Genomic DNA, 15,052 nt, shown 5'->3' with positions numbered 1-15,052 from the left:
CGTGCCTGCGCGCTGGCTCGTGGGCGGGCGGGTTGCTGCCAGCCTCCGCCCCGTCACGTGGCACGGCGACCGCGCAGGGCACTGACGGTGCGGCTGCGCCGCTCCAGCTCGTAGAGGATCCAGTGAATTGCCGAGGCCAGGCCGCACAGCAGGACAATCGTGGCGAACAGCCCCGTGGTGTCCACCGCGTCGCGCTGGGAGGACAGCGCCATTCCCAGTCCCTGACCGCCCATGACCATCTCGCCGACCACGGCACCGGTCACCGACAGGGTGAACCCCGTGCGGGCACCTGACAGCACGGCTGGCAGCGCCATGGGCAGCTCGATGTAGACCACCATGGACAGCCCGTGGGCGCCGTCGAGCCGAGCCGCGTCAACCACGTCGGCGTCAAGGCCCCGCAGCCCCAGCAGGACGCTGACGGTAATAGGGAAGAAGACCATGAAGGCGCACAGGAGCACCACGGGTAGCGTCCCGTACCCCACCCACAGCACGAGCAGGGGTGCCAGCGCCACGACAGGAACAGCCTGGCTGGCCGCCACGTAGGGCAGGAGCGCCCGGGAGAACAGGCTCCAGTGGTGGAGTCCCCAGGCTAGCGGCAGCGCGCAGGCCGACGCGGCCAGGCATCCCAGCACAGCCTCGCGCAGCGTGACCCAGGCGTAGCCCAGGAGCCCGGCCTCACGCACGGACAGCCACAGGCGCTGCGCCACCTCAGACGGGCCGGGCAGGAGCATCTGGGGCACCACGCCGCAGGCTGTCGTGACGTACCAGGCCACAAGGATCACAAGGCCCAGGAGCAGGCTGGGCCACGGACCACGGGAGGACGGGCGTGCGTACCCTCCCCCGGGCTGAGGAGGCTCCACTGGCTCCGTATGACGTGCTGACGTCCTCGGCACTGCCGACAGCGTGGTCAGGGTGGCCACCGCTTCCTCCCTCCTGGATCGTCCGGGGGGCGGGTGCTCCCCGGCAGGCGCGTCCGGGAGGGAGTGTTCCAGGGAGGCTGGCCCGTCCCCAGGGGCTCGCGAGGCAGCCCTGCTGCCGTGCGTAGAGACCACCGTGGGGCGGCTACTGCCTGCGCCTCGTGCCTCCTCCCATCCGGACTCTCACCGTCGGTACCGGAGTTCCACCGGTTCAGCCAGGAGCCGGTCTGCTCGGACCAGCTCCTGGGTCGCGGACTGTTACCGCCGGCTCGGACTTTCACCGACCCCGGAGCACGTGCTCCCAGGGAGAGTAGCCGACCGGGCGCGTCAGGACAAGTGAGAAGCGCTCACCCGCGAGCTGCGGCGACCGCCTTGTCGAACTCGGCCTCCACCGAGGGCTCAGGCGTTCCTGCCTGCGACACGGCCCAGGCCACCACCAGGTTCCCGACAAATCCCGGGAGGATCTCGTAGAGGTCGAAGATGCCACCGGGACCTCCCGCCAGGTTGCCCCACACCCCGACGAGGACCGCACCCGTGACCATGCCGACCAGGGCTCCCCAGGAGGTCAGGCGCTTCCAGTACAGGCACAGCAGGACAGTCGGGCCGAAGGAGGCTCCGAAGCCCGCCCAGGCGAAAGCAACCAGGGACAGGATCGTGTCGCTAGGGGTCCACGCCATGAGTGCGGCTACGACGGCGACACCCAGGACAGAGACACGTGAGGCGATGACCAGGTGCGAGGCGGAGGGCTGTGACGTGCGCACGGTGCGGTAGAGGTCCTCGATGAGCGCTGAGGAGGTCACCAGGAGCTGGGAGGAGATCGTGGACATGATCGCGGCGAGGATGGCAGCCAGCATGAACCCAGCAACTAGGGGGTGGAAGAGCAGCTGGCCCAGGGTGATGAAGACTGCCTCCGGGTTGGCCAGTTGCTGGGTGTCGTGCTGGTAGACAGCCACCCCCACGACAGCGGTTCCGATAGCCCCAAGGACGGCGAACAGCATCCAGCTGATGCCGATAACACCACCGCGCAGCGCCTCCCGGGCAGAGCGGATCGCCATGAAGCGCACGATGATGTGGGGCTGGCCGAAGTAGCCCAGGCCCCAGGCCAGAGCCGAGACCACGCCGAGGACGGAGACGCTCGGGCCCACCAGGGTCCAGTAGCTGGGATCAGCCTCGCGCACCGCGTCAAGGACCGCGCTCGGGCCGCCGACGTGGACGACGCCTACCACAGGCACGGCGATGAGCGCCGAGACCATCATGAGCCCCTGGACCAGGTCCGTCCACGACACGGCCAGGAAGCCGCCCACCAGGGTGTACATCACCGTGATAGCCGCGACCAGCGTCATACCCAGGCGGTAGTCCATGCCGAAGGAGGACTCGAAGAACGTGCCTCCGGCCACCATCCCCGAGGAGACGTAGAAGGTGAAGAACACCAGGATGATGAGGCCCGAGGCCCAGCGCAGCAGGTGCCGGGAGTCGTGCAGCCTGTTGTCCAGGAAGCTGGGGACGGTGATGGCGTTGCCGGCGACCTCGGTGTAGGTCCGCAGGCGCGGTGCTACAAGGAGCCAGTTGGCCAGAGCGCCCACGGTCAGGCCGACAGCGATCCAGGCCTCGACCAGCCCCGACAGGTACAGCGCCCCAGGCAGGCCCATGAGCAGCCAGCCGGACATGTCCGAGGCTCCTGCTGACAGGGCGGCGACAAAGGGGTTGAGCCCACGGCCGGCCAGCATGTAGTCGTCGATGTCAGTGGTGCGGGTGTAGGCCCACAGGCCGATCATGATCATCCCGACGAAGTAGATGATCATCGCGATCGCTTCATAGGTCGTTGTGGTCATCACGGTACCTCGGGTCAGGGGATGGGCGGAGGAGCGGCACCGACGCTGGAGCCGCCCACGCAAGAGGTACAGGCTACCCCCCGCTGCCACCTGTGGTGTTACATACGTGTGTACGCGGTCTGGTGTGGCTCCGAGGCGTTGCCGCGCAGAGCCGACTGGCAGACTGGTGCGCCTGGCGGCTGCTGGTGCACAACCTGCCCCCGGGGACCTGGTCCCCGGGGGCAGGCAGCCAGTGGCGGCTAGCGACGACGAGGCGCTCCGCACGTGAGCGCAGGCACGCTAGCCCCTGCTCCGATTGAACAGCTCACCGCTCATGACGTCCTCCTCCAGCTGCTCCAGGGTGCGGCCCTTGGTCTCGGGCACGAACAGGAAGAAGAAGGTGAAGGCGACGGCGTTGAGGACGGCGAAGCCGATGAAGGACCAGGACAGGCCGACTGCGGCCAGGATGCTGTCAAAATAGCGGCTCAGGAAGGAGTTGGTCATCCACAGGACAAAGACGGACAGGCCCATGCCGAAGGCCCGCATCTTCAGCGGGAAGATCTCCGAGAGGGTCACCCAGGTGGCCACGTTGAGGCACAGCTGCATGGAGCCGACGAAGAACACGATAAGCGCCAGCAGGACGAAGGGCCGGATGCCTCCCTCCGGCAGGAGGCTGGCGGCGCTGGCGATGAGCACGTGGGTGACCGCGACCAGCCCGTAGCCCCACAGGAAGGTCTTGCGGCGGGAGAAGCGGTCCATCATCTGCAGGGCGACGATCGCGGCAATGACGGAGATGGTGGCCGGGGCAATATTGGCAATGAGCGCGCCTCCCCGGGAGAACCCGGACTGCTCCAGCACGCGCTCCCCGTAGTAGAGGATGGAGTTGATGCCGGTGGTCTGCTGGAAGAAGCCGATACCGCAGCCGATGAGGACAATGCGCACCAGGTTCCGGTTGGAGAAGATCTCCCTGACGGTCAACTTGACTCGACTGGCCTCCTCCCGGCTGGTGGCCTGGATCTCGGCCAGCTCGGGCCTGGCCCGGCCCTCAGGCCGCAGGCTGTCCAGGATCGCCAGCGCCTCGTCCTCACGGCCCTTGTCCGCCAGCCAGCGGGGAGACTCGGGCAGGCGGGTGACACCCAGCAGCAGGAGGATGGCAGGAATGGCAGCCAGGGTAAACATGACGCGCCACACCCAGGGGTACTGCTCGCCCCAGACGTTGCCGATGATGGCGTTCATGACGATGGCCAGGAGCTGGCCGGTCACGATCATCATCTCGTTGCGCCCGGCCAGGGATCCGCGGATCTCATAGGGGGCGAGCTCGGCCAGGTAGACCGGCACCACGACGGAGGCGGAGCCCACAGCCAGCCCCAGGATGACACGGCCGATGGCGAGTACCAGCAGGTTGGGGGCGGTGGCGACCACGGCCACACCCGCGATGAACAAGGTGGCCATGACGGTGATCGTGGTCTTGCGGCCAATCCTGTCGGAGATGCGGCCACCGGTGAGGGCTCCGACGGCGCTGGCGAACAGCAGCGAGCTGACGGCGATGCCGATGCCATCCGAGGTGAGGTTCAGCTGGTCAGGCTGCTCCATAAAGCTCATGGCGCCGTTCATGACGCTGGTGTCGTACCCGAAGAGCAGACCGCCCAGGGTGGCGATAAGGGCGACGACGGTCAGCCGGGCGCGGTAGGGACCGGGCGTGAGCGGAGGCAGCTTGACGGCACCGCCCTGGGTGGCGGTGGTGGTGGGGCCATGCGACACAGTGACTCCTTTGTCGGTTCGAAAGCGGAGCCAACGCTAGCACGGACGTTGACCAAATGTCATGACAAGTAGCCTAGGTGACTTATACCACTATCCTGTCCGAAGGCGTCCCGTTCAAGGAGGCGGCCGGGTATGGGTCACCACCTGTCCGGCCGCCTGCCGCGGCGTGGTGCCTTCCCCCGGTACTATCCCACCGCCAGCACCACGGAGGCAGCATAGTCGCCGTCGTGGGACAGTGACACCGGCCAGTGCTCAGGACGGGACCGCCCCCGCCCCAGGCTGGTCTCCACCGCCTGGGCCAGCTCTCCCGACAGGCGCAGCCAGGGGCGCCCCCAGCGGTCTGTGGCGACCTCGACCTCCTGCCAGTCCAGCCGCTCCGGAGCTATGACGGGTGCCACGCCCCCGGGGGTGCCGTGGGCACCGTCGCTGCTGTGGGCGTGCAGGGCCAGTGCCTGGCTCCAGGCCTTGACGAAGGCCTCCTTGGCCGCCCAGCGCGCCGCCAGGTGCTGGACCTCTCCCTGACCGCCCGCACCGCGCGCCTGCGCTCTCCTGCGGGCCTCGCGGCGCTCGCGCGGGCTGAAGGCGCGGGTGGCGAAGGCGGTCCCCGGGCTGTCCAGCTGCTCGGCGAGGCCGGGAACGTGGACCAGGTCGACGCCGACGCCCAGGACCGGCCCCCCGGGCGGCGGCTGAGGGACCGGCGGGACCTCGGGAGGGGTGGGGTGGCTCATGGGGCCAGTGTGCCGGTCGCGAGGACCGGGCGTCTGGCAGCCACTCCCGCCAGCCGCACCAGGGCACCGAAGCGATGCTGCTGTAGGTGCTGTAGCACGCGGACACCTCGCTACCCGCCCTCAGGCGGATTATGGACTAAGCCGGCCCGCGTATCGGGTGCTTGCCCGATACGCGGGCCGGTCAGGCCCCTGGGGGCTCAGTCCTGCTCGCCCGCGGTCTCACCGGCGTGGTAGATACCGTCGGCGTCGAGCCGGGCCTGCGAGTCAAGCAGCATGGCAGCCTCGACCTCGTGGGGGTCACGCTGCTTGGTCTGCTCACCCAGACGACGACCCTGCACCGGCTCGAACAGCGGCGCCCGGCCGATCATCCCGGCACGGCGGCGCCTGGTTCCCGCAGCCAGCCTGGCGTTGGCTGAGGCCAGCCAGGCCTCCACCGCCTCCTGGCCGCCCTCCTGGCGCAGTGCGGCCTCGAAGGCTCCGGGGTGGACCAGGGCGACGAGCCCGGAGACGTGCCCGAAGCCCAGCGAGGTCAGCAGGCCGGCACGCACCGGTCCCGCACCCGGGACCCGGCCAGACTCCCCACCCCGGCCCGCCAGGCGGATCGGGGTGCGCGGCCACACCCAGAAGACGTCGCGCTGCAGCGGAGCGTCCACGACATCCAGGGAGGCGTTGCCCGGTGCCACCCCGGTGGCGAGGATCTCCGTCAGGCCAGAGACCTGGAAGACAGCGGCCCCTCCCTTGGCGTGACCGGTGATGGTCTTCTGGGAGACCGCTACCAGCGGGTTGCCCTCGCTGCGTCCCAGTGCCCGAGCCAGCCGGGTGTGAAGGTCGGACTCGTTGGGGTCGTTGGCACTGGTGGAGGTGTCGTGCTTGGAGACCACGGCGATGTCGTCGGCCTCGACGCCTAGGGCTGTCAGCGCCCGGGCCAGACGGGAGCCTGGGCCTCCACGGCCCGCACCCAGTGCCCCCAGCCCGGGGGCGGGGATCGAGGTGTGGAATCCGTCGGCGTAGGAGGAGACGAAACCGACCACACCGGCCACGGGCAGGCCCAGGCGGGCCGCGACGGACCCGCGTGCCAGGATGACGGTGCCTCCGCCCTCGGCCTCCACGAAGCCGCCACGGCGGCGGTCGTTGGCCCGGGAGAAGTGTCGGTCGGAGATCCCCTTGGCGCGCATCGCGGCGGCTTCTGCCGTGGCACTCATGTTGCCGAAGCCCACCACCGACTCGATGGAGATGTCGTCGATGGCTCCCGCCACGACCACGTCGGCCTTGCCCAGGGCGATCTTGTCCCACCCCTCCTCGATAGACACAGCCGCGGTAGCGCAGGCCGAGACCGGCTGGACCATGGAGCCGTAGCCGCCCACGTAGGACTGCATAACATGCGCGGCCACCACGTTGGGCAGCGCCTCCTGGAGGATGTCGCTGGGACGCTCCTCACCCAGGAGACGGCCCACGAACATCTTGCGCATAGACTCCATCCCGCCGAACCCGGTGCCCTGTGTGGAGGCGACGTCCGAGGGGTGTACCGCGGCCAGCAGCTCGGCGGGAGTGAAGCCCGCCGACAGGAAGGCGTCCACTGCCGTCACCAGGTTCCACGAGGCCATGATGTCCATGCCCTGGACCATGGAGGCGGGGATGCCCCACCGCTGCGGGTCAAAGTCGCGCGGGAACTGGCCTCCCACCGTGCGTGACAGCGCGGCCCTGCGGGGCACACGTGCCAAGGAGCCCACCAGGCGGGTCACCGTCCACTCCCCCGTTTCGGGGTCGGGTGCCACCAGGGTGTGCTCGGGGTCGGAGTCCTCGATCGTGCGGGCGGTGGCCTCGTCGGGAACGCTCAGGGTGATGTCGTGGTCCAGGTAGACAGCCACCTCCTCGTCGGCCACCGGCGCGATAACACCGTCGTCGACGAACTCGCGGATACCGCAGCGGGCCACGACCTCGTCACGGTAGCGCTCCAGGACGTCGGACTCCTCGACCATCTCGCCCTCGGTGTCGTACCAGCCGGCCCTGGGACTGTCCTGCCAGGTGAGCAGGCCCATCCCCCAGGCGAGCTCAAGAACACCCGCAGCGGTCAGCTCGACGTCCTCGCCCCCGGTCATCCCCAGCTCGGCCTCGCGACGCGTCCGGGCAGACCCCCAGGTGGAGACCTCACCGGTGGAGACCACGACGACCATGTCCTCCAGGTCGGTGTCCACCTCCCCCCAGTCCGGCGCGGTGGGCTGGGTGGGTACCACGGGCGTGGGCAGGGCCTTGATCGTCGCGGCCACCTCGTCAGGCGGGGCGGGCGCCTCCGCCTGGGCGGCTGCGGCCTCACGCAGCGCCACCAGGTCGAGGTCGTCACCCATCCCACCAGTCAGGTCGGCCAGAACCGGGGCCGTGGCGGCCTGGGCCCGGACCTCCGGGCTGCACAGGCCGGTCAGCTCGGCCGCCATCTCCTGGGTGGACCAGGTGCGCACACCAGTGGCCTCCACGGCGGCCACCAGTGGGTCGTTGCCGCCCATGAGCCCGGTGCCACGCACCCACCCGATACGCGGGTGGGCCAACGTGACCCGCTGGGACCAGGCCCGCTCGGAGGACCAGCGGTTGACCACGGCGTCCAGCGCGGCCTTGACCTCGCCGTAGGCGCCGTCTCCACCGAAGGTGCCACGGTTGGGGGAGCCGGGCAGGACCACGTGCAGACGGTGGTCCACGTGGGTGTCGGTACCGATGGCGCTGAGTGCGGCGATGGTGCGCTCCACGCTCCACAGCAGCAGCCGGGTCTGGGACTCCGCCCCGGGACCAGCGTCAGCCAGGGTCCCGGTCACCCGTGGTGCGGCGAAGGGGAACAGGAGGGTGGGGACCAGGGCCTCCTTGACGACAGTCGTGCTCCCGCCGGAGGTGACCACCTGCTCGTTACCGATCCACTGGGCCAGGGCGTCCACGTCCCGGTAGGAGGACAGGTTCGCGGGAACCATCCACAGCCGGGCACCAGCCACCGCGTGGTCACGGTAGAGCGAGGTCACGAAAGTGAGACGCTCATGGGTCAGCCTTGAGCTGGTAGCGACCACGGTCGCGCCTCCGGCCAGCAGCTCGCCCACGACGGCCGCCGCGATGGAGCCCGGTGCCACGCCGGTGACCACAGCGACGTCCTGCGCCCACCGGACCGTGGGGTCCTGGGGCTGCGGGCGGGTCGCGGCCGCCTGGCTGATGGATTCGGCAAGAGCGGCGCGCTCAGCGCGGTCGGGCAGGTCCGTGTCCCGCAGGGTGCGGGCCCACCAGGCCGCCTGGTCGGCCACGGCCTGGCCCAGGCCGGTGTAGCGCCCAGGTGCCAGGGTGGCGCGGGCGGCCTCCAGGTCGGTCTCCCCCGAGCCCAGGCGGGCAAGGTCCTCACGGGCAGTGGCCCAGCGGTCGTCAATGAGCACGGCCTGTTCAGGTGTGAAGGCCGGGGTCACGGAGTTCACCCAGCCCGAGCCGAGCTCGGCGTCCAGCGCCTCCAGGGCAGCCCTGGTGCGGGCCTCCTCGTCACCGGCGTCGGCTGGTACACCGGTCTTGTCCGCCAGTCCCAGGGCGTCCAGGAGGGTGCGCGCGGTCGTAGCCAGGACGCCCTCCTCCCCGGTCACCGTGGCGGCGAAGGCGTCCAGGGCGGCAGAGTCCACGACGGCCCCACCACCGGCACCGCCAGCGCTGGGCATGGACACGGTGACACTGTGGTCGCTGGCGACCGCCTGCACGGCGGAGTCAATGAGCGCGTCCACTGCGGAGGCCGAGGTCAGGGGTGCGGAGGAGCCCAGTGCAGCCAGGTCCCCGCCCCTTATGGAGGCGCCCTCCCGGGTCCCCAGGAAGATCGCGGCGGTGACGTGGGAGACCCAGCCGGGTCCCAGCCCCCAGGTGGAGGTAACCCGGTCGGCTACGCGGGAGGCGCGCACGCCCGAGGGTCCCAGGATCCGCGACAGGCCCGAGCGGATCGCCTCGGTGAGCACCGGGCCGAATGCCTTGTAGCCGGGAGCCCCCTTGGCGACCGTGCTGGCCAGCGCCGTCATGTCGGCGTCGGCAGCGCCGTCGATGGAGGCTAGCTCCAACTCGGTGCCCAGGTCCATGAGCAGCTGGTTGCGCCGCGAGGAGACCCCGTTGGTCAGCGTCTCGGTGGTGTCCGTCGCGCCGATCTGGGCGGGCAGGATCCGGGCGGCATGGGCCAGGAGCACGGTCAGCGCGTCGGTGGCGGTGAAGGGGAGGTCCTCCGCCGGACCAGAGGCAGCAGGTGCTGGATGGGCCGACGGCGCTGGCTGCGCGGCGGGCACCGGCCCTCCCTGCGCGGGCTGTGGCGCGTCAGCAGGCTCCGCAGCCTTGTCAGCGGACTCGACGGGGGACTGGGAGGCCTCAGCGGTACCGGGCTCCTCCGTCTCGGTGGTGCCGAGGTCCACGGCGGGGTCGGTGTCGGTGGCCAGAACCCTGGCCTCGTCACGCCGCACGTTGTGCACGGTGACGTGGCGGCCCGCGTGCTGGGGCAGGCGCAGGGTGTTGGTCGCCAGGTTGGCCAGGGTCGGTGAGTTGGCCAGGCCGACCTCGATAAGGTGCTCGGTACCCAGCCCACCCTCTTGGGGGGAGGACAGCAGCACGTCCTGGGTCTCGATCCAGCGTACCGGTGAGGCGAACTGCCAGGCCAGGAGCTCCACCAGCAGCAGACGGGCCAGCTGAGCGGGGCGTGACGCCCACGAGTCCCAGTCCGCCAAGGCGTCCTCAACAGGCTGGGAGGGCACCACCTCCAGGATCGAGCGGGCGAAGTCCTGGGTCAGGGCGAAGGGCTGAGCCACTAGGTTGGGCACGTAGTGGCCCACGAGTCGTTCGACGTCCAGGTCGGTGGGGACCAGCTCCAGGAGCCGCTCACGGAACTCCGGTACGCCGGGGCGCAGCACCTCGGAGTGGAAGGGCACGTCGATGCCGGGCACGAACATGAAGGGGTTCTTGCCACCCCGGGCCGCGGCCCTGGACCTGGAGTCCGCAGCCAGCGCGTCCAGGCCCTTGATCGTGCCCGCGACCGCGTACTGCACGCCCGCCAGGTTGTAGTTGACGATCTGGAGGAACTCCCCGTCTCCCGGGAGATCGAGGCGACATAGTCCTCGACCTCGTCGGCCCTGATCCCAGCCTGGTTGGGCCGCAGCGCACCCATCCGGTAGTTAGAGGCGCCCTCCTCGTCCCTGGGGACGAGGGAGTGCATGGTAGAGCCGCGCTGGAAGACGATGGAGATCGTGGTCTCCACCGGCATGACACGCCCGTAGGAGCTCAGCGCCGTGTACTCCCCAGCGAGTGGCCGGCGAAGGCCGCACCCTCCACGAGGGCTCCGGCCTCGGCCAGACGCGCGGTAGTCGCCATGGCCACGACAGCCAGGGCTACCTGGGTGAACTGGGTGAGGTTGAGCAGTCCCTCGGGTGGCGGTAGGTCGTCCCCGGGCGGTCATCTCCGTGGGGTTGTCCCGCACCAGGTTGATGACGGAGAAGCCGAGCTCGGCACGGGTGTGGGCGTCAGCCCTATCCCAGACCTCGCGGGCGGCCCTGGAGGAGTTGCGCTCGTCCAGTCCCATGCCGGTGGCCTGGATGCCCTGCCCAGGGTAGACGTAGGCGGTCGGCTCAGGAACGGTCACGGCCGTGCCGCGCGAGACGACCTCTCCGCGGACGCGGCAGACCGCCTCCAGGACGTAGCCACCGCCAACCACCAGGCCGGTGCGCTCCACGGTGACCTCGACCTCGTCCAGGAGGTCGACCGGGCCGGTCATGACGTAGGTCCACCCCGCCAGGACGTGGTGCGTCCCGTCAACGGCGGTGGCGGCCGCTACCTGCTGGGCGGTGGCGGACAGCCACATGCCGTGGACGAGAGGCGCGTCCATACCCGCCACCCTGGCGGCGTTGTAGGAGGTGTGGATCGGGTTGAAGTCGCCGGTCACCCGGGCGAAGGCCGTCATGTCCGCAGGTGCGGTCACCGTGGCACGGCGCAGGATACGGCGAGCGGCGGGAGCGGTGGGACGCCCGGTGCCACCAGCGGGATCCGGAGCAGTGGGGATGTCAGTTCCCGAGGCCCGGCCGCGGACCGCGAATCGCTCCCGCATGAGCGCCACGAGGGTGCCGTCGGAGGCGTCGACCAGCTCCAGGCGCACGTCCACCACCCGTCCGGCGCTGGAGTCCTCCAGGGCGTCGACCCATCCGGTGACGTTGATAGTCGGGCTGGTAGAGGCGGCCTGGGCCAGCTGGCCCAAGGTAAGGCGAAGATCCACCGTGTGGTCGAGGTGAACCGCGCCGAGAAGGCCCTCGATGAGGGGCATGCCGTCCTCGACCACCGACCCCAGCGCGGCGTAGACGACAGGCCAGCAGGGCCCCAGGAGGGCGTCGGGGACCAGTGGTGCCGCGGACAGGTCTGCTGGTAGCGCGTCAGCGGTGACCGAGGCGTGGTCGTGCCCCAGGGCCGCAGCCAGGGTGAAGGAGCCGTGGATGGTCCCGAAGTCTTGCGTTACCGGGCGTCCCAGGGCGTCGGTGGCCCCCGGCACGGCCGGGCGAACCTCAGGCAGGTGGTCCACGTGGTCACCGGTGACAGAGACCGCGCCCACGCCGGCCGTGGCGCGCAACAGGTCGTTCATGGTCTCCGAGATTCGCTCGGGGTCCACCAGGGGCGCGGCACCGTCCCACGCCCGGGCCAGACGCAGCGGGACGACGAGTCGACGTACCGCGTGCACGGCGTCCCCGCCAGGGGTGGAGTCCCAGTGGGTGTCCAGGCGGATGTCAAGGTCGTAGGCGTCCTCAGCCAGGTCCGGACGGGCTATGACGGTGTAGGCGTCCTCAGCCAGCACCGTGGCCGGGTTGACGGTGAGGTGCCCGTTCCACAGCACGTGCGGGGTCGCACGGACCAGCTCGGTGGCGTCGGTAACCGGTGAGGAGGTCATGACCTCAGCCCTGCTGCCGGCACCCAGGCGCCCAGCAGCCTCCTGCTGCGTCGCGTCTGCAGCCTGCAGTGCCTCCACAGCCGCAGCCTCGAACCGTCCCAGCAGGTCGCCAACCGGCTCGTTGATAGTCGTGATACCCGCGACGGCCACAGGTCCAGGGATGATACGGACCTGGTCGGCCGTGTAGCGGGGGTCCTGGGACTGCCACAGGGAGTCGGTGCCCCACCACCGCAGGATGTCGGCGTCCAGGACCGGAACAAAGGGGACCGGCTTGGGGTGCTTACGGCACAGGTCGACAAACCAGGCGGCGTCGACCGGCTCCACCCGGGTCGTGGCAGCAGCCGGGTAGCGCTGGGCCAAGGCGGCCAGGGCGGCGTCGGCGTCGATGACGTCGTCGTACCCGGCGAACAGGGTGGGGACCTCGCCATGGTCGGCCTGAACAAGACGGGCCTCGATGCGGTGAAGCAGGTCGAGGAAGCGGTCGTACCAGCCCTCGTCAGCCCAGTCCTCCAGGGTGGCTGAGCGTCCCTCGTGCGGTGACACGCACAGCTCGGCGTACCGGCAGGCCCACTCCAGGTAGGTCAGTTCCTCGACGTCACCGAAGTAGGGCTTGGCCGTCTTGGACAGCGCGGTGATCATCTCCTCGCGACGCCGCGCCATGGCCTCCTCGTCCCCGGCCAGCTCCTGGATGAGTCGCGAGGCGCGGGCGGAGGAGTTGTCGATCTCGTAGAGGTCGGCGCGCAGGTGGGACAGGCCCGAGGTCATCCCCCCCACGGAGTCGCCCGAAGCGACCCAGCCTCCCTCGACTCCGGAGTCCTCCGGGATCCCGGGAGTGTCGACGAGGAGCTGCTTAACGTCGTCGTTGGTCCGCGCCTCCAGGCAGGTCATGGCAGCCGTGCCGACCATGACCCCGTCCACGGGGGCGGCGGCCGTGCCATAGGCCAGGGCCCAGCGCCCGGTGAGGTAGTCAGCGGCCCTGGACGGGGTGCCGATACCGCCACCGACGACGAGGACCACGTTGCTCACGGCCCGGATGGCGTCGTAGGTGGCCAGGAGCATCGTGTCCAGGTCCTCCCACGAGTGGTGGCCCCCGGCGTGGCCGTCCTCGACCTGCATGATGATCGGGGACTGCGGGACGGCCTGGGCGATGGCCAGAACCTGCCGGATCTGGTCGACGGTTCCCGGCTTGAAGGCCACGTAGGGGAAGCCCTCGCCGTGGAGGCGCTCCAGCAGTGCGGTCGCCTCCTCCATCTCGGGGATCCCGGCGGAGATGACAATGCCGTCCACCGGGGCGCCCCCGGCACGGGCCTTGGACAGCAGCCGCTGGCTCCCCAGGTGCAGGTTCCACAGGTAGCGGTCCATGAACATCGCGTTGAACGCAGCGGTCCGCCCCGGCTCCAGGGCCTGCTCCAGGCCCGACAGGTTGTCGGCCAGGACCGTGGCGGTGGCCTGGCCGCCGCCGGCCAGCTCCGCCCAGTAGCCCGCGTTGGCTGCCGCCGCGACGATGGCAGGATCCACGGTGGTGGGGGTCATCCCAGCCAGGAGCACGGCGCTGCGGCCGGTCAGCCTCGTGAAGGCGGTATCCAGCGTGAGGCGGCCGTCAGGCAGCCGGGTCAGCCGCGGGGCGAAGCGGGAGCGGTCCACGCTCGGTGCGGGAGCGGCTCCGGCCCGGTCCAGGTTGTCGATGTCCTTGGCCGTCCCGCAGCCACCACGGTGGTCCCAGTGCCAGCGACGACCCTCTCAGTCAGACGCACAGTGACGTGACCGGGTCCCAGGTCCAGCACGGTACGCACTCTCTGGCCCCCCTCGCCAGGCTCCAGGGCGCTCGAGACGAGGGCGGGCCAGTCAACCGGGTCGGTCAGCACTGCCTGGGCCAGGTCACGGGCCAGGGCCTGGTCCAGCCCGCAGGCGTCGGCCCACGCGACGACGTCGTCGACGGCGGAAGCCAGCAGCGGGGTGTGGAAGGGGACCGATGTCGCCAGGAACTCGGTCACCGGGCTGAGTACAGCGCCGCCGCGACGACGCTCCCGACGTGCCGTGGCGCTGCGCTCGGCTGCGGCTTGCAGGGCGGTGACCACCCGCTCCAGATCGGCGGGCCGCCCCGACAGGATGTGGGCCTGGGGGCCGTTGGTCACCCCGACGGCGATCCGCTCCGAGCCGGAGATCCCCTCCAGGACGCTGTCCAGCAGCTTTCGGGGTACCCCACGCACCGAGAGCATCGGGGTGGACTCCCCCACGGTCCCCAGGTCAAGGCGTCGCGTCACCCGGGCGGCGGCGGCCCCGATGAGCCTGGCGAGAGCATGCACCTGCACGACCGCCTGATGGGACTCATCCCGTCCGCTCCCCTCACCGACCTGCTGCATCGCCTCCAGGAGGGCGACCGCCAGCACCCCCTGGGAGTGGCCCAGGGCGGCAGCAGGGGGAACTGCAAGCAGGTTCACGCCTGCGGCTGGCAAGGAGGCCAGGACTGCGTGCTGGGCCATGAGGATGCCCGGCACGGAGACGTCAGCACTGTCGGCCTTGGAGCGTCGCTCCGGGGCGACAGGAGAGCCTGCCTCGTCCAGGAGACGGGCACCGCGCGGGGTGACAGTGAGCAGGTCGGTGGCCACCGGTGCCAGGCAGGTCGCCACGGCGTCGTCCACCGCCGTCAGTGTGGCAGCCAGTTGACGGTCCAGGCCGACAAGGTCCTCCAGGGTGGATCGCCAGGGAGTCGCCTGGCCGCCAAAGGTGACGACGAAGGGCTCTGCTGCGGAGCCCAGCCTGTCTGCGACGGAGGCGTTGGACGTGGTCGGTGCTGTGTGCGCGGTCGTGTGCACGATCGTCGGGTCCTTCTTCAGTGTGTCGGTACTGGCTTCGGGAGGCCATGCGGGCTGGTCGGGGGCACGGTTGTGGTGACCCACGTGTCACTGGGTCACCACAACCGTGCAG

Annotated in this window: 4 protein-coding genes, 1 pseudogene and 1 riboswitch; all 5 genes and pseudogenes read right to left on the bottom strand. The window is 70.3% G+C overall.

Annotated features, from left to right (window positions below):
• Window positions 1-53: 53 nt before the first annotated feature.
• The 5 genes and pseudogenes from D5R93_RS06555 to D5R93_RS06535 all read right to left on the bottom strand — a co-directional run bounded on the left by D5R93_RS06555 (window position 54) and on the right by D5R93_RS06535 (window position 14,940).
• Window positions 54-782, bottom strand: coding sequence for an ABC transporter permease (locus D5R93_RS06555; protein ID WP_310732056.1), 729 nt, complete (start codon window positions 780-782; stop codon window positions 54-56).
• A gap of 293 nt (window positions 783-1,075) precedes the next feature.
• Window positions 1,076-1,215: riboswitch (FMN riboswitch) on the bottom strand.
• A gap of 49 nt (window positions 1,216-1,264) precedes the next feature.
• On the bottom strand, window positions 1,265-2,749 hold the full coding sequence (gene putP, locus D5R93_RS06550; RefSeq protein WP_120204448.1) for a sodium/proline symporter PutP: 1,485 nt from the start codon (window positions 2,747-2,749) through the stop codon (window positions 1,265-1,267).
• 279 nt (window positions 2,750-3,028) lie between these two features.
• Entirely contained in the window at window positions 3,029-4,489 is a 1,461-nt protein-coding gene (locus D5R93_RS06545) for a sugar porter family MFS transporter (RefSeq protein ID WP_120204446.1), read from the bottom strand.
• A gap of 185 nt (window positions 4,490-4,674) precedes the next feature.
• Complete coding sequence (locus D5R93_RS06540; RefSeq protein ID WP_120204443.1) at window positions 4,675-5,217, bottom strand: holo-ACP synthase; 543 nt, start codon at window positions 5,215-5,217, stop codon at window positions 4,675-4,677.
• Window positions 5,218-5,414: 197 nt separating this feature from the next.
• Window positions 5,415-14,940 (bottom strand): annotated as a pseudogene (locus D5R93_RS06535) (fatty acid synthase subunit beta domain-containing protein).
• Between the last annotated feature and the right edge of the window lie 112 nt (window positions 14,941-15,052).

The sequence above is a fragment of the Actinomyces lilanjuaniae genome, assembly GCF_003606385.1.
Lineage (GTDB): Bacteria > Actinomycetota > Actinomycetes > Actinomycetales > Actinomycetaceae > Actinomyces > Actinomyces lilanjuaniae.
Note: the sequence above shows the minus strand (reverse complement) of the source record. Positions and strands in the feature narration are given on the sequence as shown.

What these genes read in the sequence shown, in the direction of transcription:
- putP (WP_120204448.1), bottom strand. Translation starts at nt 2,749, where the DNA reads ATGACCACAACGACCTATGAAGCGATCGCGATGATCATCTACTTCGTC.
- D5R93_RS06540 (WP_120204443.1), bottom strand. Translation starts at nt 5,217, where the DNA reads ATGAGCCACCCCACCCCTCCCGAGGTCCCGCCGGTCCCTCAGCCGCCG.